We start from the raw sequence: 18,610 nt of genomic DNA, 5'->3' as shown, positions 1-18,610 counted from the left end.
GCCGAGCGGTGGGGCTCAGCCCTTCGCGATGTTGGCCGCGATCTCCTTGGCAGCGGCGTCCAGGCGCTCCTTGGCGCCCGCCTTGCCGGCGATGATGTCGGCGGTGGCCTGGCCGAAGGGGCCCCACACCGAGTTCATCGCGGGGATGTTCGGCATCGGCTTGCCCTCGACGCCGGCCTCGTACCACGCCTTGACGTCGGGGTCGCTCGCGGCGACCTCGTCGTAGGCCTCCTTGAGGGCCGGCGGGCGCTTGCCGACCTCGAAGAGGGCGAGCTGGACGTCCTTGCGCGGGATGTAGTTCGTGACGAACTCCTGAGCGAGGGTGGCGTTCTTGGCCTTGCTCGAGACGTAGAACATCTGCACGCCGAGGAACGGCTTCATGGCGCCGCCGCCCGCGATGCTCGGCAGCGGGGCGATGCCGTAGTTGATGCCGGCGTCCTTGGCCTTCGCGACGCTCCACGGGCCGGAGATCATGAACGGGGCGGCCTTCGTGTCGAAGAGCGCGTCCTGGTTCGTGTCGTCGACGTTGGTCGACAGGACCTTCTCCTTGCCGAGCTTGGCGAGCTCCTCGCCACCCTTGACCGAGCCGGCGCTGTTGACGATGAGCTTGTTCGGGTCGTAGTCGCCGTTGGCCTTCGTGCCGAAGATGCCACCGCCGTCGAACGCCGAGAGGTACGGGTAGGCGAAGTACGCGTTGCCGACCTTGGAGACGAACTGGGACAGGACCTGCTTGGCCTTGCCCTCCTTGACCAGCTTCTGGCCCATGGAGACGAGCTCGTCCATGGTCTTCGGCGGGTTGGGGACGAGGTCCTTGTTGTACATCAGGCCGATGTTCTCGACGGCGTAGGGCACGCCGTAGGACTGGCCGTTGAACTTCGTGGCGGCGATGGCGCTCGGCAGGAACTTCGCGGCGACGTCGGAGCTGAGGCTCACGGGGGCGACGGTCGAGTTCTGGACGAGCTCGCCGAGCCAGTCGTGCGCGCCGACGATGACGTCGGGGCCCTTGCCCACCTTGGTGGCGTCCTTGAACTGCTGGCGCACGTCGGTCGAGATCTGGACCTTGACCGTGACGTTGTTCTCGGCGGCGAACTGGTCGGCGTACTTCTGCACGGCCTTCGAGCGGTCGGCGTCGGTCCAGATGACCAGGTCGACGTTCGCGTCACGGACGGGAGCAGCGGTGCCGCTCGGCGTCTCGGGGGTGCCCGTCGTCGTGGCGGCCTTGCTCGTGCCGGCGCTGGAGCCGGCGGCCGTGTTGGACGGGGTGGTGGGGCTGGACCCACCGCAGGCGCTGAGGGCCAGGGCGGCAACACCCGTGACGGCAGCAGCGCCGAGCGCACGCTTGTGCATGGATTCTCCTTTGAAGCCAGGTGGCACACGCCGCCACCGGTGCCCGGAATGTAGCAAGAAGTTGCAGAAGGGTGCCAGCCGCTTGCTGCAAGTTTTTGCAACGTTCTGGACACAACCGTTGGACACCGCCAAAAGGTCCCAACACGCCCCAACGCGGCCACGGGACGGCGGGGCTGGCGAAGCGGGTACTTCTCAGCCATGATGACCATGCCTGTCCATTCGGGCGGGCAGCCCTTTACAACGGATCGTCCGGCACGTTCCTGCCGGTGAAGGAAGGCAATGAAGCCATGGCAACAGTGACGTTCGACAACGCGACGAGGCAGTACCCCGGCAACCCGGTCCCGTCGGTCGACAAGCTCAACATCGAGATCGCGGACGGCGAGTTCCTCGTCCTCGTCGGTCCCTCCGGATGTGGCAAGTCCACCTCCCTGCGCATGCTGGCCGGCCTCGAGGAGGTCAACGCCGGGCGCATCCTGATCGGCGACCGCGACGTGACCAACCTGTCCCCCAAGGACCGCGACGTCGCGATGGTGTTCCAGAACTACGCGCTCTACCCGCACATGACCGTGGCCGACAACATGGGCTTCGCGCTCAAGATCGCCGGCGTCGACAAGGCCGAGATCCGCAAGCGCGTCGAGGAGGCCGCCAAGATCCTCGACCTGACGCCGTACCTCGACCGCAAGCCGAAGGCCCTCTCGGGTGGCCAGCGCCAGCGCGTCGCCATGGGCCGAGCGATCGTCCGCTCGCCCCAGGTGTTCCTCATGGACGAGCCGCTGTCCAACCTCGACGCCAAGCTCCGCGTCCAGACCCGCACGCAGATCGCCTCGCTCCAGCGCCGCCTCGGCGTCACGACGGTCTACGTCACGCACGACCAGGTCGAGGCCATGACGATGGGTGACCGCGTCGCGGTCCTCAAGGACGGCATCCTCCAGCAGTGCGACAGCCCGCGCCGCATGTACGACCACCCGGCCAACGTCTTCGTCGCCGGCTTCATCGGCTCCCCCGCCATGAACCTCATGAGCGTCCCGGTCAACGAGTCCGGTGTCGACCTGCACGGCCACACGGTTCCGATCGCCCGCGAGGACCTCGGCGGCGTCGGCAAGGACGTGACGATCGGCGTCCGTCCCGAGGACCTGGAGCTGTCGTCCGACGCCTCGGGCATCCCGGTCACGGTCGACGTCGTCGAGGAGCTCGGCGCCGACGCGTACATCTACGGCTCCACCGAGCAGAAGCTGCTCGAGGCCACCGGCGAGAACGCCGGCGCCGTGCCGTTCATCGCGCGCGTCGACGGTCGTCGACCCCCGGAGAAGGGCGAGAAGATCTACCTCAAGCCGAAGCCGGGCCACGTGCACGTCTTCAACTCCGAGTCGGGCCTTCGCGTCGGCGACTGACCTGACGCGCTCCTGACCGGAGCTGAGCACGTATGCCGCTGGGCCGGCACCCCTCGTGGGTGCCGGCCCAGTCGCGTTGCGGCACAAGCAGCCACGGGCACGCTGGGCCACGGGCGTGGATCGACGCCCGTGGCCCAGCGTGCCACGATGAGCGCGTGAGCCTGGACATCACCACCGCCCGACCCGAGGCCGCCCTGCTCGACCTCCCGTGGTCGACCCCGCTGGAGGACTGGCCCCAGAGCTACCTCGCCGCGCTCCCCCGCGGCATCTCCCGCCACGTCGTGCGCTTCGTCAAGAGCGGCGCGCGGGTCCTGGCGGTCAAGGAGATCAAGGACGACATCGCCGACCGCGAGTACGCCATGCTGCGCAACCTGCGCCGCCTCGACGTGCCGTGCGTCGAGCCGTTCGGGGTGGTGCACGGCCGCACCGGTCCCGACGGCGAGCCCCTGGACGCCTGCCTCATCACGCGCCACCTGCAGTTCTCCCTGCCCTACCGCGCGCTCTACAGCCAGAACCTGCGGCCCGACACCGCCGTGCGCCTCATGGACGCCCTCGCGCTGCTCCTCGTGCGCCTGCACCTCGAGGGCTTCTGGTGGGGCGACGTCTCCCTCTCGAACACGCTCTTCCGGCGCGACGCCGGCGCCTTCGCGGCCTACCTCGTCGACGCCGAGACCGGCGAGCTGCACGCCAAGCTGTCCGACGGACAGCGCGAGCACGACCTCGACATCGCCCGCGTCAACATCGCCGGCGAGCTGATGGACCTCGCCGCCGGCGGCTTCCTCGAGGAGCACGCCGACCCGTTCGAGGTCTCCGCCTCGATCATCGGCCGCTACCACACGCTGTGGGAGGCGCTCACCGGCAGCGAGCGCTTCGAGGGCGGGGACCGCTGGCGCGTCGACGAGCGCATCCGGCGCCTCAACGAGCTCGGCTTCGACGTCGACGAGCTGTCCATCGCCACCGACATCGGCGGCACCGAGATCACCATCACGCCCAAGGTCGTCGACGCCGGGCACCACTCCCGCCGCCTGCTGCGCCTGACGGGTCTCGACGTCGGGGAGAACCAGGCGCGCCGCCTGCTCAACGACCTCGACGCGTACGCCGCCGCGACCGACCGCCAGGGCGACGACGAGGAGATCGTCGCGCACGACTGGCTCACGCACGTCTACGAGCCGATCACGCGCGCCGTGCCCCGCGAGCTGCGGGGGCGCCTCGAGCCCGCGGAGATCTTCCACGAGGTGCTCGAGCACCGCTGGTACATGAGCGAGCGCGCCGGTCACGACACCCCCATCGAGGAGGCACTGCGCGACTACGTCGCCACGGTGCTCCCGGCCAAGCCCGAGGAGCGGGCGATCCTCGGCGTCGACACCGAGGAGATGCCGGTCATCAGCCGGCTGGACTGACCGACCCCTCCCCGAGGGCGTATGCCGTGTGTCTCAGTCCGCGTCGACGTCGAGCCGCGTCCCGGCCGGCTCCACGGCGGGGGCGGAGAGGATCTGCCCGAAGAGGACGGTGATCCACAGCAGGAACGTCACGACGTGCACGGCCGTGCACCAGAGGCAGATCGAGTGGATGCGGTAGAGCTCGGCCCACACGAGGTAGAGCGCCATGCCGAGCCCGATGGTGAGCCAACCGAGACGGACGGCGTCGAGCCAGCGCTCGGTGCGCCGCCACACCCGCGGCAGGCAGAGGGCCAGCGTCACCACGAAGAAGACGAGGCCGAGCAGGGCCACCGGCACCCCGAGGAACGTGCTCCAGGCGCTCGTCGTGACCTTGGCGCAGTCGACGAGCCCGCCGATGCTGCAGGCCAACGTCGCGTTGGCCGTGAAGTGCTCGAACGTCAGGTAGGCCGAGACGCCGAGCCCGACGACGGCGAGCACGAGCGACACGGGTGCCAGCCAGCCGGGGCGGGCCCGCTCATCGGCACCGGCGCCCACGCCCGCCCCCGGGGCGGCCTCGTCACGCAGCGAGCTCATGGCCGGTCACTGCTTGAGCAGCACGGACGCGGCCGTGACGCCCTGGCTCGTGCAGACGTTGGCCGGCTTGCCCTGGGTGGCCTTGCAGATCTGCGCGCTGATCATGTTCATGGCCGGGGTCATCGTCTTGCCGATGTCGGAGCTCGGGTCCTGGATGCCGGTAATGATCTGCTCGTAGGTCTTGCCGTCGACCGCGTTGGCGTCGACGGTCGCACCAGAGGTGGCGTGCGTGCCGCCGTAGTCGATCCACGGGATGCCGCCGCCGGGGTTGTACTTCTGGAAGAGCGCGAGGTTCTCGCCGTCGAGCGTCTGCAGCGGCTTGCCGTTGCGGTCCTGGGTCTCGATGGCCTGGAACGCCAGGACGTCGCTCGTGTACTTCGCGTCCTTGAACGAGAACGTCGGGGTGTCGGGGTGCACGTCGTTGCTCGAGCTCGTCGTCTCGGTGATGCCGCTGAACGTGCCGAAGCGGGAGAGGGCACCGATCAGGGCCCACCGCTCCATCGCGCAGTAGGGGCAGTACTCGGCGCCGACGTAGAGCACCTTGGGCTTGCCGTCCTGGGTGAGCGGGGTCGCGCCCTGCAGCTTGGCCGGCGCCTGGGCCGGTGTCGGCGCCGGGGCCTTGTCGAAGAGCGAGGCCGGGAGCTTCTCGAGCGTCGCCAGCGCCGTGGCGCCCGCCCCGCCCGTGGCGGCCGGTGCCGGCTTGGGACGGTTGGAGATCACCACGCCGAGCACGACGGCGATCACGACGACGACCACGGCGACCACCGCGGCGATGACCTGCTTGCGCTGGCGTTCCTGGCGGGCGGCCTGGGCGCGCAGCTGCGCGGCCCGGGCTGCCGTCTCGGCGCGGTTGCTCTTCGCCACGGGTTCATCCCTCGTTTCCGGCTGCCCTCCGGCAGCGCTCGGGGTGGCGCCCTCGGGGTACTACAGGGCGTAGGAATTCGGACGGCACTCTATCTGCCACCGCAGTGAACAGCGTGGCAGACCCCGCTGAAGTTCCCGACCTCGCAGGAGCGCGTGGCGGGAGTGAGCGGTGGGCGGGTGGGCTCGCGAGCCGACCGGACGGCATACGTCAGCGGCGGCGCTGCCGGGCGATCTCGTAGAGGGTCACGCCCGTGGCGAGGCCGGCGTTGAGCGACTCGACGGCCGAGCTCATCGGGATCGAGACGATCTGGTCGCACGTCTCGCGCACGAGCCGCGAGAGGCCCTTGCCCTCGGAGCCGGTGACGATGACGAGCGGCTCGGTCGCGAGCGACAGGTCGGGCAGCTCGACGTCGCCGTCCATGTCGAGTCCGAGGACGAAGAAGCCGGCCTTCTTGAACTCCTCGAGCGCGCGCGTCAGGTTGCCGGCCTTGGCGACCGGGATGCGGGCGGCAGCGCCGGCCGACGTCTTCCACGCCGACGCGGTCATGCCGACCGAGCGCCGCTCGGGCACGACCACGCCGTGGCCGCCGAACGCCGCGACGGACCGGACGATCGCGCCGAGGTTGCGCGGGTCGGTGATGCCGTCGAGCGCCACGACGAGCGGGATGCCCGGCATCTCGGGGTCGATGAGGTCGGCCGGTTCGGCGTAGTCGTAGGGCGGCACCTGGAGCGCGAGGCCCTGGTGGACGCCGCCGTCGGTGAGCCGGTCCAGCTCGCCGCGCGGGGTCTCGAGGATCGCGAGGCCGCGCTCGGTGGCGAGCTTGAGGGACTCGCGCACGCGGTCGTCGGTGTCGATGCGGGTGGCGACGTACATCGTCGCCACCGGCACCTCGGCGCGCAGCGCCTCGACGACGGAGTTGCGGCCGTAGACGATCTCGCTCGAGCCCTTGGTGCGGCTGCGGGGTCGGGTGGCGCCACGAGAGCCGGAGGACGGCGACCCCGACCGCTTGGCGGCGGCCTTGGCGCGCTTGTGCGCCGGGTGGTACTCGCGGTCGGCTGCCTTAGGAGTGGGGCCCTTGCCCTCGAGCCCGCGGCGACGCTGGCCGCCGGAGCCGACGGTCGCGCCCTTGCTGCTCTTGCGGACGGCGCCGCGACGCTGGGAGTTGCCTGGCATGTCAGCCCTGTGCCTTCTCGACCCCGGGGGTCGCGCTGGTGAGGTCGGTGGTTCGGGTGGCGTCGGCGGCGGCCGCGACGTCGCCGCGAGCGGGACGAGCGAGCGACCACTGGGCGCCGGACGGGGTGTCGGTGATCTCGATGCCGACGGCGGTCAGCTGGTCGCGGATCTCGTCGGCCCGCTCGAAGTCGCGCTCCTGGCGGGCGGACTGGCGCGCGTCGAGCTGGGCCCGGACGAGCGCCTCGAGGGCCTGCTCGGCGGCGACGTCCTCACGGCTCGTGCCCGAGCCCCAGTGGGTCGCCAGCGGGTTGATGCCGAGCACCTCGGTCATGGCGACGACGGCGCCGGCGGCCGCGAGGGCCGCCTCGTCGTCGTCCTCGTCGAGGGCGCTGTTGCCGGCCCGGACCGTGTCGTGCACGACCGCGAGGGCACCGCTGACGCCGAGGTCGTCGTCCATCGACTCGACGAAGTCGGCCGGCAGGTCGGCGGCCGACACCGGGCGGATCTCGCCGCGCCGCCCGGCCCGCTCGAGGAAGCCCTCGATGCGCTCGACCGCTGCGGCCGCCTCGTCGAGGGAGCCGGGGTGGTACTCGATCGTCGAACGGTAGTGCGCGGCCGTGAGGTAGTAGCGCAGCACGATCGGACGCGTGTCCTCGAGCAGGTGGCGCACCTCGAGGGCGTTGCCGAGCGACTTGCCCATCTTCTGGCCCTTGACCGTGACCCACGCGTTGTGGAGCCAGTAGCGCGCGAAGCCCAGGCCCGCGGCCCGCGACTGCGCCTGTTCGTTCTCGTGGTGCGGGAAGCGCAGGTCGATGCCGCCGCCGTGGATGTCGAACTCGTCGCCGAGCCAGCGCCGTGCCATCGCCGAGCACTCGAGGTGCCAGCCCGGGCGCCCGGCGCCGAACGGCGTGGGCCACGAGGCGCTCTCGGGCTCGTCGGACTTGTGGCCCTTCCACAGGGCGAAGTCACGCGGGTCGCGCTTGCCGCGGGGGTCGGCGTCGTCGGCGCTCGCCATGTCGTCGATCGACTGGCCGGTCAGCGAGCCGTAGTCGGGCCAGGAGCGCACGTCGAAGTAGACGTCGCCGCTGCCGTCGGGTGCGACGTAGGCGTGGCCCTTCTCGATGAGGGTCTGCATCAGCGTCACCATGTCGGGCACGTGCCCGGTGGCGCGCGGCTCGTAGGTGGCCGGCTCGACACCGAGGGCGTCGAGGGCCTTTGCGGTGAGCCGCTCGTTGCGGTACGTGAGGGCGAACCACGGCTCGCCGGCGTCGGCCGCCTTGCGCAGCACCTTGTCGTCGATGTCGGTGACGTTGCGCACGAGCGTGACGTCGTAGCCGTGGCCGACCTCGAGCCAGCGGCGCAGCACGTCGAAGGCGACGGCGAAGCGGATGTGCCCGATGTGCGGGGCGCCCTGCGTCGTGAGCCCGCAGATGTAGATGCCGACCTTGCCCGCCTCGCGCGGCGTGAAGTCGCGCAGCTCCCGGGTCGCGGTGTCGAACAGTCGTAGGCTCACCCGGCGCAGTCTATCGGCGCGGCGCGCGGCACCCGACCACGCGGCATACGCCCCTCCCCGCCACGCGGGCGACGATGGCGTATGCCGGGTGGCCGGGTCGCGTGCGTCAGTGCCCCCGGCGGAGCCACTCCTCCACGTCGTCCTTCTCCGCCCCGATGGTCGTGGAGTCGCCGTGACCGGTGAGCACGACCGTCTCGGGCGGCAGCGACAGCAGCTGCTCGCGGATCGACTCCACGATGGTCGGGAAGTCGGAGAAGGAGCGCCCTGTCGCCCCGGGACCGCCCGAGAAGAGGGTGTCTCCGGTGAAGACGACGCCGAGGTCCGCGGCGTAGAAGCAGCACGCACCGGGCGCGTGACCCGGGGTGTGCAGCACCGTCAGCTCGACGTCGCCGACCGGCACGACGTCGCCGTCGGCGAGGTCACACGTGGGGGCGAGGTCGGGGTGGGTCTGGTCCCACAGCACCCGGTCGTCCGGGTGCAGCGCCACCACGGCCTCCGGGTGGGCCTCGAGCAGCTCGGGGACCACGGTGACGTGGTCGTCGTGGGCGTGGGTCAGCAGCACGTGCGTCAGGCGCCGGTCGCCGACGAGGTCGAGGATCGGGGCGGCGTCGTGGGGCGCGTCGATGACGACGCACTCGTTGTCGTCACCCACGACCCAGACGTTGTTCTCGACCTCCCACGTGCCGCCGTCGAGGCTGAAGGTGCCCTCGGTCGTCGTGTGGTTGATCCGGACCCCGCCGTCGGAGGCCGGCGACTGCATGGTCTCGTCGGTCGTCACAGCTCCACCACCGAGCGCAGCACCTCACCGCGGTGCATCTTCTCGAACGCCGCCTCGATGTCACCGAGGCCGATCCGCTCGGAGACGAACGCGTCGAGGTCGAAGCGGCCCTGCTTGTACAGCTCGACCAGCATCGGGAAGTCCCGGCTCGGGAGGCAGTCGCCGTACCAGCTCGACTTGAGCGCCCCACCGCGGCCGAAGATCTCGATCAGCGGCAGGGTCACCTGCTGGTCCGGCGTCGGCACGCCGACGAGGACGACGGTGCCGGCCAGGTCGCGGGCGTAGAAGGCCTGCTCGTAGGTCTCCGGCCGGCCGACCGCCTCGACCACGACGTCGGCGCCGTTCCCGCCGGTCAGGCCGCGGATCGCCTCCACCGGGTCGGTGTCGCTGCTGTTGACGGTGTGGGTGGCGCCGAACGCCTTGGCCTGCTCGAGCTTGGCGTCGCTGATGTCGACCGCGATGATCGTCGTCGCCCCCGCCAGCTGCGCGCCCGCGATCGCGGCGTTGCCCACCCCGCCGCAGCCGATGACGGCCACCGAGTCACCCCGGGTGACGCCGCCGGTGTTGACGGCCGCGCCGAAGCCGGCCATCACCCCACAGCCGAGCAGCCCGACCGCGGCGGCGTCGGCCTCGGGCACCTTGGTGCACTGCCCGGAGGCGACGAGGGTCTTCTCGATGAACGCGCCGATGCCGAGGGCCGGGGTCAGCTCGGTGCCGTCGGTCAAGGTCATCTTCTGCGTGGCGTTGTGGGTGTTGAAGCAGTACCACGGCTTGCCCTTGGCACACGCCCGGCACTGGCCGCACACCGCGCGCCAGTTCAGGATGACGAAGTCCCCCGGCGCGACGTCGGTGACGCCCTCGCCGACGGCCTCGACGTAGCCGGCCGCCTCGTGCCCGAGCAGGAACGGGTAGTCGTCGTTGATCCCGCCCTCGCGGTAGTGCAGGTCGGTGTGGCAGACCCCGCACGTCTCGATCTTGACGACTGCCTCACCCGGCCCCGGGTCCGGCACCACCACATCCACCACCTCGACCGGCGCCCCCTTCGCGCGGCTGATGACACCCTTGACGGTCTGCGGCATGACGGCTCCTTAGGCCTCGTCGGTATGGTCGCCCCGATCCTCCCAAACGCGCTCAGGCACCGGGCAGCCGGTGGGCTGCAGCGGTCGTGTGGCCTCGCGCCTGGTCACGGCGCGCAGCAAAGTGCCCACTCGACTCTCAGAGTCGAGTGGGCACTTTGCGACATCGAGTGGGCACTTTGCGACATCGAGTGGGCACTTTGCGACATCGAGTGGGCACTTTGCGACAGCAGTGGGTCGGTCCCCAGCCGCCGATTCCGCATGCCGGGTGGCTGCCTCAGCGGTCGCGGGTGACCTCGCCGGTCTCATCGCGCGCCTGCGTCTCGTCGAGCCGCTCGGTCCCCCGGGGCTCGCCCAGGCGGTTCTCGCCCAGCCGGTTCTCCCCGAGGTGGTTCTCGCCGCCCAGCCCCTCGCCGGCGCGCTGCTCCTCGAGGCGGTTGCCGTCCTCGTCGAGCCGGTAGCCCTCCTTGTCGGTGCGCACGTCGGGGTCGTGCAGGTCTGCCTGGCGCATGCGCTCGTCGCGCTCGCGCCTGACGGCCTCCGCGTCCCCGGAGTGCTCGCGTGCCTCGGCCTCGAGGCGCTCGGCCTCGAGCTGGCGCTTCTCGGCCTCGGCGCGTGCCAGGTCCGAACGGGCCTTGGCCTCCGTAGCGTTCGCCTCCCGCTCGCGCAGGTGCTGGTCGTGCTCGGCAGCCTCCTGTCGGATCTCGGCCGCCTTGTCACGCTGGGCCTCCACGTGCCGTCCCCGGCTGCGCGAGCTCACCAGGGCGATGATGGCGATCACGACGATCACCGCCACGATGATCCAGATGATGGTGCTGGTGGTCATGCCGTCCTCCTGGTCGTGCCGACGGGCGGCGTGTCGCCGCTTCACCGTCGGTGTACCCGTCCGGCCCCCGCTGCAACCGCGTCGCCGCAGGTCAGCGCCGGGTGCGCTGCACCACGAGGGCGGTCGCGAGGGCGGCCACGCCCTCTCCCCGGCCGGTGAGGCCGAGGCTGTCGGTGGTCGTTCCGCTGACCGATACCGGCGCCCCCGCGGCCGCCGACAGCGCGGCCTCGGCCTCGCCACGGCGGGTGCCGACCTTGGGCCGGTTGCCCACCACCTGCACCGCGATGTTGCCGATCTCGTAGCCCGCCTCCCGCACCAGCCGGGCGGCCTCACCGAGCAGCGTGACCCCCGAGGCGCCGGCGAGCTCGGGCCGCGACGTGCCGAAGTGCGCGCCGAGGTCGCCGATGCCCGCAGCCGAGAAGATGGCGTCGCACGCCGCGTGCGCCGCAACGTCGGCGTCCGAGTGCCCCTCGAGCCCGCGCTCCCCCGGCCAGAGCAGCCCGCCGACCCACAGCTCGCGCCCCGAGCCCTCGGGGGCGTATGCGTGCACGTCCACGCCGATGCCGACGCGCGGCAGCGTCGCCGCCGGGTCTCGCGGCTCCGACGCCTCGGACTCGGACGCGGCGGCGGTCACTGCCCGTTCTTCCAGTCGATCGGCCCGCGGTGCACCTTGTGCGGCGCGGCCTGGGCGACCGGCTTGACCACCAGGGTGTCGATGTTGACGTGCTGCGGCAGGCCGACGACGAAGCCGACGCACTCGGCGACGTCGTCGGCGACGAGCGGCCGGTCGACGTTCTCGTAGACCTTGTCGGCCGCGGCCCGATCGCCGTGCAGGCGGGTCAGCGAGAACTCCTCGGTGTGCACCATGCCGGGACGGATGTCGACGACCCGGATGTTCTCGCCGTTGAGCTCGAGACGCAGGGTCTCGGAGACGACGGAGGTGCCGTGCTTGGCGGCGACGTAGCCACCGCCGCCCTCGTAGACGCGCTCGCCGGCGATCGAGCTGATGTCGACGATCGTCGCCCGCGGGGACCGGCGCAGCAGCGGCAGCACGGCCTGGGTGACCCGCATCGTGCCGACGACGTTGGTGGCGTACATCCGCTCCCACTCGCCGGGGTCCCCGTCCTCGACGCGGCTCACCCCGAGCGCTCCACCGGCGTTGTTGACCAGGACGTCGCAGCGCTCGAGGGCGCCCGCGCCGGCGGACACGGAGTCGGCGTCGGTCACGTCCATGACCAGGGCCCGGGCTGCGCCGCTCTCGGACTCGACGGCTGCCACGACCTCGTCGAGCTTCTCGCGCCGGCGCCCGGCGACGACGACCTCGAAGCCGTCGTGGGCCAGCCGCCGGGCGATCGCCGCACCGATGCCGGTGCCGCCACCGGTGATGAGGGCCACGGGCCGGTCCTGGCCTGCGGGGTTCTCACGGGTCTGCGCTGTCGTCTGCTCGCTCGTCACGCTGCCGAGAATAGGCGCGCCGACCACCTCGTCGCCGCGCAGGGCCGTGGCGCCGGTCGATGTGTTGACGCGTCTCCGATGACGCGGCCCACATCGTCCGGGTTCAGGGGTGGGCGGGGAGCAGGCGGGCGGCGGCCTCGAGGTCGGCCGGAGTGGTGATCTTGAGGGCGCGGGGGTCGCCGTCGACGACGAGCACGCGCTCGCCGAGGCGTTCGACCAGTCCCGCGTCGTCGGTGGCCGCGCTCGAGACGGCGTGGGCCCGCTCGAGCACGTCACGCCGGAAGCCCTGGGGCGTCTGCACGGCCCGCAGCGTCGACCGATCGGGAGTCGCGACGACGTGCCCGTCGCCGTCGACCTGCTTCACGGTGTCGACGACGGCCGTACCGGGCACCACCGCGGGTGCCCCGGCCCGCACGGCGGCGACGACCCGGTCGAAGACCTGCACCGGGGTCAGGCATCGGGCGGCGTCGTGGACCAAGACGATGTCGATGTCGTCACCGAGCTCTGCGAGGCCGGCCGCGACGGAGTCGCCCCGCTGGGCCCCACCAACGACGACGGTCACGGTGGCTGCCGACCCGAGCTCACGGCATACGTCCTCGGCCAGCGACTGCGCCTCGGCGCAGTGGGCGGCAGGAGCGACGACGACGGCCTCAGAGACAGCCGGGCACGACAGTGCCCCCCGCAGGGCGTGCCCCAGCAGGGGGACGCCCGCGAGGGGCACGAACGCCTTGGGCACCGAGGCCCCCAGACGCGAACCGGAGCCGGCCGCGACGACGATGACGCCGACGCGACCGGCTCCGGTCTCGTTGTTCAGGGAACTGCCCGAGTCAGGAGGCGAGGACCTCGTCGAGGATGGTCTCGGCCTTCTCCTCGTCGGTCTTCTCTGCGAGCGCCAGCTCGGACACGAGGATCTGGCGCGCCTTGGCGAGCATCCGCTTCTCGCCGGCGGACAGGCCGCGGTCCTGGTCGCGGCGCCACAGGTCACGAACGACCTCGGCAACCTTGATGACATCGCCCGACGCGAGCTTCTCGAGGTTAGCCTTGTAGCGGCGGGACCAGTTGGTCGGCTCCTCCGTGTGCGGGGTGCGCAGCACCTCGAACACGCGGTCCAGACCCTCTTGGCCCACCACGTCGCGGACACCCACGAGGTCGCAGTTCTCGGCTGGCACTTCGATCGTCAGGTCACCCTGGGCGACCTTGAGCTTGAGGTAGAGCTTGTCCTCTCCCTTGATCGTGCGTGTGTTGATCTCTTCGATCAGTGCAGCCCCGTGGTGGGGGTACACGACCGTCTCGCCGACCTTGAAAACCATGTGCTGTTTTCCCCTTTCGCGACCCCCAGATTATCACGAACAGCCGTGCATAGCGATCTCAGGATCGGGCATCTGCGCAGGTCAGAGCCACAGTGACGGCGCAAAAGGGACACCGCGGCGTCTTGACAGAACCGCAGTCGGCATGCATCCACAGGGCTCGGAAGGGCCCCCGCCGCGGCCTCCCGGGCCCGCCCGGATGCCGCCTCGGCAGCCGGCGACCCGGCGGCAACCACCCGCAACTGCCCCGGTCGCCGCCCCCGGGAACCGCGCGGCACACCGTTGGCAGCCCACGGCGTGCGCGCGGACGTGCGTGGGTAGGCTGTGCCCCGTGAAGCGTCGATTCCCCGCCCCGGCCCCCGCGCGTCGTCCCTCCGTCCGCCGCGTGTCGGCCGCGCTCGCCGGTGTCGCCCTCGCCGCCGTGACGGCCGGCTGCGAGCTGAACTCGCCCCTGCAGACCCAGGCGTCCTACCAGCCGGCCGACGGCATCAGCGCCAACGTCGGCAACCTCGCGCTGCGCGACCTCGCCCTCATCGGCAACGGCGACGGCACCGTGGTGGTCAACGGCTCGGCGTACAACTCCGGCCAGCAGGACGTGACCGTCCAGATCTCGGCGCAGGGCGACCCCAACGCCGCCACACCGCCTACCGGCTCCGAGTTGCAGGTGGGGCCCTCGCAGCAGGTCACGCTCGAGTCCAAGGGGCTGCAGCTGAACCAAGTCAGTGCCAAGCCCGGCCGGCTGGTCCCGGTCAAGATCACCGCCAGCACGGGCGGCACCGTCGTCGTGAAGGTGCCGGTGCTAGCGCCGACCGACTACTACTCGACGGTCACGCCCGCCCCGACCGGCAGCTGAGACCAGCGCGACCCGTCCGACGCGAGACGCCCGGCACCACGAGGTGGCCGGGCGTCTGCCGTTCTCGGCTGTCCGCCGGACGAGCGGGCTCAGCTCGCCTCGAACTTGTAGCCCAACCCCCGCACCGTGACGATGTGCACCGGGTTCGCCGGGTCGGGCTCGATCTTCGCGCGCAGGCGCTTGACGTGGACGTCGAGCGTCTTGGTGTCCCCCACGTAGTCGCTGCCCCAGACCCGGTCGATCAGCTGCATGCGCGTCAGCACCCGGCCGGAGTTGCGCAGCAGCATCTCCAGGAGCTCGAACTCCTTGAGCGGCAACGGCGTCGACCTGCCGTCCACGGTGACCGTGTGGCGCTCGACGTCCATCCGTACCGGTCCTGACTCGAGGGTGGAGGGCAGCAGGTCCTCCGGCTCCGCCAGCCGGCGCAGCACCGCCTTGACCCGGGCGAGCAGCTCGCGGCTGGAGTAGGGCTTCGTCACGTAGTCGTCGGCGCCGATCTCGAGGCCCACGACCTTGTCGATCTCGCTGTCCTTGGCGGTCAGCATGATCACCGGCACCGAGGAGCGCTGGCGCAGGGCCCGGCATACGTCGATGCCCGACAGCCCCGGCAGCATCAGGTCGAGCAGCACGAGGTCGGCCCCGTTCATGTCGAACTCGGCCAGGCCGTCGGGACCGGTCTCGGCCACCGCGACGTCGTAGCCCTCCTTCTTCAGCAGGTAGGACAGCGGGTCGGAGAACGACACCTCGTCCTCGACGATGAGAATGCGACTCAAGACGGACCTCTCGGGGTCGGGCCGCAGCCGGTCCGGCTGCGGCTCAGGCGGGATGGGTGGCGCTCAGGCCGGATGGGTGGCTCGGGAGGGCGGCTCGGGCACCGGCTCGGCAGGCGCTCCGCCCGGCGGCCCGGCCGAGGTCGGGACGGCGGCATACGGCTGCTCGGCAACCTCACCAACCTCGGAGGACCACGGGGTCACGGGCCCTTCCGCGCTCGCCGACCGCGCCGCCGGCACGCTCGGCTCAGCCGGCTCGATCGGGGCGGAGGCGTTGGCCGCAGGGAGCTCGATCGTGAACGTCGACCCGCGGCCGACCTCGGACCAGACCGACACGTTGCCGCCGTGGTTGTCGGCGACGTGCTTGACGATCGCCAGGCCGAGCCCGGTGCCGCCGGTCGCCCGCGAGCGCGCGGTGTCGACACGGTAGAAGCGCTCGAAGATGCGCTGCTGCTCCTCGAGCGCGATGCCGAGGCCCTGGTCGGTCACCGACACGTCGACGACGCCGGCGCGGCCGCGGCGCACCATGACGCCGACGCGCGTGCCGGAGTCGGAGTAGGCGATCGCGTTGCCGACGAGGTTGCTGATCGCCGTCGTCACCAGCTCGGCGTCGCCCCAGACCTCGCAGCCCTCGTCGATCGCGGTGACGAGCTCGATGCGGTGCTCGTCGGCGATGAGGCGGCTGCGCTCGGTCGCGTCGCGCGCGCAGGCCCCGACGTCGATGATCGCGGGGTCCTTGATGACGTCGGCTCCCTGCAGTCGCGAGAGCTCGACGATCTCCTTGACCAGGCGCGTGAGCCGCGCGGACTCGACGCTGATGCGCTTGGCGAAGCGGGCCACGGCCTCGGGATCGTCGTGGGCGTCGAGGACCGCCTCGGCGAGCAGCGAGATGCCGCCGACCGGGGTCTTCAGCTCGTGGCTGACGTTGGCCAGGAAGTCGCGCCGGATCTCCTCGACGCGGGCGGCCTTGGACCGGTCCTCGACGAGCAGCAGCACGTGGTCGGCGCCCAGCGGCGCCACGCGCGCGGCCACGACGAGGCGTCCCTCCCCGATACCCTTCTGCAGCGTCAGCTCCGACTCGCGGATGACGCCGTCGCGCCGGACGGCCCGGGCCAGGTGCAGCAGCTCCGGGTGGACGAGCTCCTGCCCGCGGACGAGACCGTGCGCCACCGCGGCCGGGGAGTTGTTGACGACCCGGTCAGAGGAGTCGACGAGGATCCCGCTCGAGCGCAGCACCGCGATGACGTCCCCGACACCGGGCGGCAGGGGCGGGGCGGGAGGAGCGGGCGTCTCTGCCGCAGAGGAACGGTCGGACAGGCGTACGGCAACCATGGCCACGCCCCCGAGGGCGAGGCCGGCGATGCCACCGAGCGTTGCCGCGGTCGTCGGGTCCACGACACTCAGCGTACGCACGGGGCGGGCTGCCACCGACCACGCGGCGCCCCGCCGTGCGCGACGCGAACCCAGTGTTCACCTTGGCGTCCACACGCATTCACGCACTTCTGCGACCCTTCACACCGGGCGCGTGTCCCCGCCGTGTGCCGTCAGCGCACCATGGGAGGTGGCACGCTCGTCCCACACGTGACCGCCCGCGGACTCCAACCAGCCCGGCAACCGACAGGAAGAGCATGCGCGACCAGTTCCACGAGGACCTCGACACGATCTCGGACCAGCTCGTCGAGCTGACCCGGCTCGCGGGGTCGGCCATCTCCCGCGCGACGACCGCACTGCTCGATGCCGACGTCCACCTCGCCGAGTCGGTCATCGAGGCCGACCGCAAGCTCGACGACATCCGCATCGAGCTGGACGAGCTGTCGATCGACCTGCTCGCCCGCCAGCAGCCGGTCGCCACCGACCTGCGCATCGTCGTGACGGCCATGCACATGAGCTCCGACCTCGAGCGCATGGGCGACCTCGCCCGCCACGTCGCCAAGGTGGCCCGCCTGCGCACCCCCGAGTCGGCGGTCCCCCCGGAGCTGCGCTCGCACATCCTGCAGATGGGCCAGGTCGCCGAGGCGATCGTCGCCAAGTGCGGCTCGATCATCGCCAGCAAGGACGTCGCGGCCGCGATCGCGCTGGAGAAGGACGACGACGCGATGGACGACCTCCACCGCGAGCTGTTCGCCGCCCTGCTCGACGAGAACACGTCGTGGTCGCGCAGCGCGATCCTCGACCTGACGCTTGTCGGCCGCTACTACGAGCGCTTCGCCGACCACGCCGTCTCGGTGGCCCGACGCGTGGTCTACCTCGTCACGGGCGAGTACGACTCCGAGGTCAGCTACGACCACGAGGACGCCGAGGACGCCGACGTCATCGCGAGCCTCGAGAGCGGCGCGACGCCCTCGCTCTGACCCCGCGACCCGTCCGCCGCGGGGGGCGGACGGCCCACTCCACCGTCGAGAGGCCACTCTTCGCGGGTGCGGGGCAGTCGAAAGGCCACTTCTCGGTGACGAGAAGTGGCCTTTCGACGTGGCGAGACCCGCGAACTCTGGCCTCTCGACGGAAAGTGAGGGTGTCCGCTCAGCGGCCCTGGTTGGCGACGGCCTCGGCGGCGGCGCGAGCAGCCTCAGGGTCGAGGTAGCGGCCCCCGCGCGTCACGGGACGGAACGACTCGTCGAGCTCGTAGACAAGCGGCATACCGGTAGGGATGTTGAGGCCGGCGATGTCCTCGTCGCTGATCTCGTCGAGCGTCTTGACGAGGGCCCGCAGCGAGTTGCCGTGCGCGGCGACGAGGACGGTCAGACCGTCGGCGAGGTCCTGCTGGATCTCGTTCTCCCAGTACGGCATCAGGCGTGCGACAACGTCCTTGAGGCACTCGGTGGCCGGCATCGCCGGGCCGAGCCCCTGGTAGCGCGGGTCGCCGTGCTGCGAGAACTCGTCGTCCTCCTCGATGGGCGGCGGCGGCACGTCGTAGGACCGACGCCACTCCATGAACTTCTCCTCGCCGAACTGCTCGAGGGTCTGCTTCTTGTTCTTGCCCTGCAGCGCGCCGTAGTGCCGCTCGTTGAGGCGCCAGTCGCGCTTGACCGGGATCCAGTGGCGGTCGGCGGTGTCGAGGGCGACGTTCGCGGTCGTGATGGCCCGCCGCAGCAGCGAGGTGTGCACGATGTCGGGCAGGACGCCGGCCTCCTTGAGCAGCTCACCGGCGTGCACGCCCTCGGCCCGGCCCTTGTCGCTGAGGTCGACGTCGACCCAGCCGGTGAAGAGGTTCTTGGCGTTCCAGTCACTCTCGCCGTGGCGGAGGAGCACGAGCGTGTAGGTCATGTCGGCCAGCCTAGCGAGC

General features: G+C 71.2%; 19 protein-coding genes. 4 read left to right on the top strand and 15 right to left on the bottom strand.

The window, feature by feature from the left end; genetic code table 11:
* Positions 1–15: 15 nt before the first annotated feature.
* On the bottom strand, positions 16–1,347 hold the full coding sequence (locus AB0316_RS05715) for a maltose ABC transporter substrate-binding protein (RefSeq protein ID WP_366271214.1): 1,332 nt from the start codon (positions 1,345–1,347) through the stop codon (positions 16–18).
* Positions 1,348–1,634: 287 nt separating this feature from the next.
* On the opposite strand from AB0316_RS05715, the gene ugpC reads away from it, so the two are divergent.
* Together ugpC and AB0316_RS05705 are read left to right on the top strand one after the other, a co-directional pair.
* Positions 1,635–2,738 (top strand): sn-glycerol-3-phosphate ABC transporter ATP-binding protein UgpC, encoded by a 1,104-nt coding sequence (gene ugpC, locus AB0316_RS05710; RefSeq protein ID WP_366271212.1) that lies wholly within the window; start codon positions 1,635–1,637, stop codon positions 2,736–2,738.
* Between the two features lie 155 nt (positions 2,739–2,893).
* Positions 2,894–4,138 carry a DUF4032 domain-containing protein gene (locus tag AB0316_RS05705; protein ID WP_366271210.1) on the top strand — a complete coding sequence of 415 codons (1,245 nt, stop codon included), beginning with the start codon at positions 2,894–2,896 and terminating at the stop codon, positions 4,136–4,138.
* A gap of 33 nt (positions 4,139–4,171) precedes the next feature.
* On the opposite strand, the gene AB0316_RS05700 is transcribed toward AB0316_RS05705, so the two are convergent.
* From AB0316_RS05700 to AB0316_RS05650, 11 genes are all read right to left on the bottom strand, one after another.
* Positions 4,172–4,711 (bottom strand): vitamin K epoxide reductase family protein, encoded by a 540-nt coding sequence (locus AB0316_RS05700; RefSeq protein ID WP_366271208.1) that lies wholly within the window; start codon positions 4,709–4,711, stop codon positions 4,172–4,174.
* Between the two features lie 6 nt (positions 4,712–4,717).
* Positions 4,718–5,575, bottom strand: coding sequence for a DUF929 family protein (locus tag AB0316_RS05695; protein WP_366271206.1), 858 nt, complete (start codon positions 5,573–5,575; stop codon positions 4,718–4,720).
* 208 nt (positions 5,576–5,783) lie between these two features.
* Positions 5,784–6,749, bottom strand: a complete 966-nt coding sequence (gene rlmB / locus AB0316_RS05690) for a 23S rRNA (guanosine(2251)-2'-O)-methyltransferase RlmB (protein ID WP_366271204.1) — start codon at positions 6,747–6,749, stop codon at positions 5,784–5,786.
* Between the two features lies 1 nt (position 6,750).
* On the bottom strand, positions 6,751–8,262 hold the full coding sequence (cysS, locus tag AB0316_RS05685) for a cysteine--tRNA ligase (RefSeq protein WP_366271202.1): 1,512 nt from the start codon (positions 8,260–8,262) through the stop codon (positions 6,751–6,753).
* 106 nt (positions 8,263–8,368) lie between these two features.
* A complete protein-coding gene (locus AB0316_RS05680) occupies positions 8,369–9,022 on the bottom strand; it encodes an MBL fold metallo-hydrolase (protein ID WP_366271308.1) in 654 nt (217 codons plus the stop codon).
* A gap of 14 nt (positions 9,023–9,036) precedes the next feature.
* Positions 9,037–10,119 carry an S-(hydroxymethyl)mycothiol dehydrogenase gene (locus tag AB0316_RS05675; protein WP_366271200.1) on the bottom strand — a complete coding sequence of 361 codons (1,083 nt, stop codon included), beginning with the start codon at positions 10,117–10,119 and terminating at the stop codon, positions 9,037–9,039.
* A 274-nt stretch (positions 10,120–10,393) separates the two neighbouring features.
* Positions 10,394–10,942, bottom strand: a complete 549-nt coding sequence (locus AB0316_RS05670; RefSeq protein ID WP_366271198.1) for a hypothetical protein — start codon at positions 10,940–10,942, stop codon at positions 10,394–10,396.
* Between the two features lie 91 nt (positions 10,943–11,033).
* Positions 11,034–11,576 (bottom strand): 2-C-methyl-D-erythritol 2,4-cyclodiphosphate synthase, encoded by a 543-nt coding sequence (gene ispF / locus AB0316_RS05665; protein WP_366271196.1) that lies wholly within the window; start codon positions 11,574–11,576, stop codon positions 11,034–11,036.
* Positions 11,573–12,397: an SDR family NAD(P)-dependent oxidoreductase gene (locus AB0316_RS05660; RefSeq protein ID WP_366271195.1), complete on the bottom strand. Its 825-nt coding sequence runs from the start codon at positions 12,395–12,397 to the stop codon at positions 11,573–11,575. The genes ispF and AB0316_RS05660 overlap by 4 nt, the downstream gene beginning before the upstream one ends.
* Positions 12,398–12,500: 103 nt before the next feature.
* Entirely contained in the window at positions 12,501–13,175 is a 675-nt protein-coding gene (ispD, locus tag AB0316_RS05655; protein ID WP_366271306.1) for a 2-C-methyl-D-erythritol 4-phosphate cytidylyltransferase, read from the bottom strand.
* Positions 13,176–13,224: 49 nt separating this feature from the next.
* A complete protein-coding gene (locus AB0316_RS05650; RefSeq protein WP_030199704.1) occupies positions 13,225–13,707 on the bottom strand; it encodes a CarD family transcriptional regulator in 483 nt (160 codons plus the stop codon).
* Positions 13,708–14,035: 328 nt separating this feature from the next.
* Here AB0316_RS05650 and AB0316_RS05645 point away from each other — a divergent pair, with 328 nt between their 5' ends.
* Positions 14,036–14,557 (top strand): hypothetical protein, encoded by a 522-nt coding sequence (locus AB0316_RS05645; RefSeq protein WP_366271193.1) that lies wholly within the window; start codon positions 14,036–14,038, stop codon positions 14,555–14,557.
* An 89-nt stretch (positions 14,558–14,646) separates the two neighbouring features.
* Here AB0316_RS05645 and AB0316_RS05640 read toward each other — a convergent pair whose 3' ends face one another.
* Together AB0316_RS05640 and AB0316_RS05635 are read right to left on the bottom strand one after the other, a co-directional pair.
* Entirely contained in the window at positions 14,647–15,330 is a 684-nt protein-coding gene (locus AB0316_RS05640; protein ID WP_366271192.1) for a response regulator transcription factor, read from the bottom strand.
* Between the two features lie 63 nt (positions 15,331–15,393).
* Positions 15,394–16,722: an ATP-binding protein gene (locus tag AB0316_RS05635; RefSeq protein WP_366271191.1), complete on the bottom strand. Its 1,329-nt coding sequence runs from the start codon at positions 16,720–16,722 to the stop codon at positions 15,394–15,396.
* 233 nt (positions 16,723–16,955) lie between these two features.
* Between AB0316_RS05635 and phoU the strand changes: the two genes are divergently transcribed.
* Positions 16,956–17,678, top strand: coding sequence for a phosphate signaling complex protein PhoU (gene phoU, locus AB0316_RS05630; protein WP_366271189.1), 723 nt, complete (start codon positions 16,956–16,958; stop codon positions 17,676–17,678).
* Positions 17,679–17,847: 169 nt separating this feature from the next.
* Here the strand turns inward: phoU and AB0316_RS05625 are convergent, their stop codons facing one another.
* Positions 17,848–18,591, bottom strand: coding sequence for a phosphoglyceromutase (locus AB0316_RS05625; protein WP_366271188.1), 744 nt, complete (start codon positions 18,589–18,591; stop codon positions 17,848–17,850).
* Positions 18,592–18,610 lie beyond the last annotated feature (19 nt).

This window comes from Terrabacter sp. NPDC080008 (assembly GCF_040702505.1).
Lineage (GTDB): Bacteria > Actinomycetota > Actinomycetes > Actinomycetales > Dermatophilaceae > Terrabacter.
Note: the sequence above shows the minus strand (reverse complement) of the source record. Positions and strands in the feature narration are given on the sequence as shown.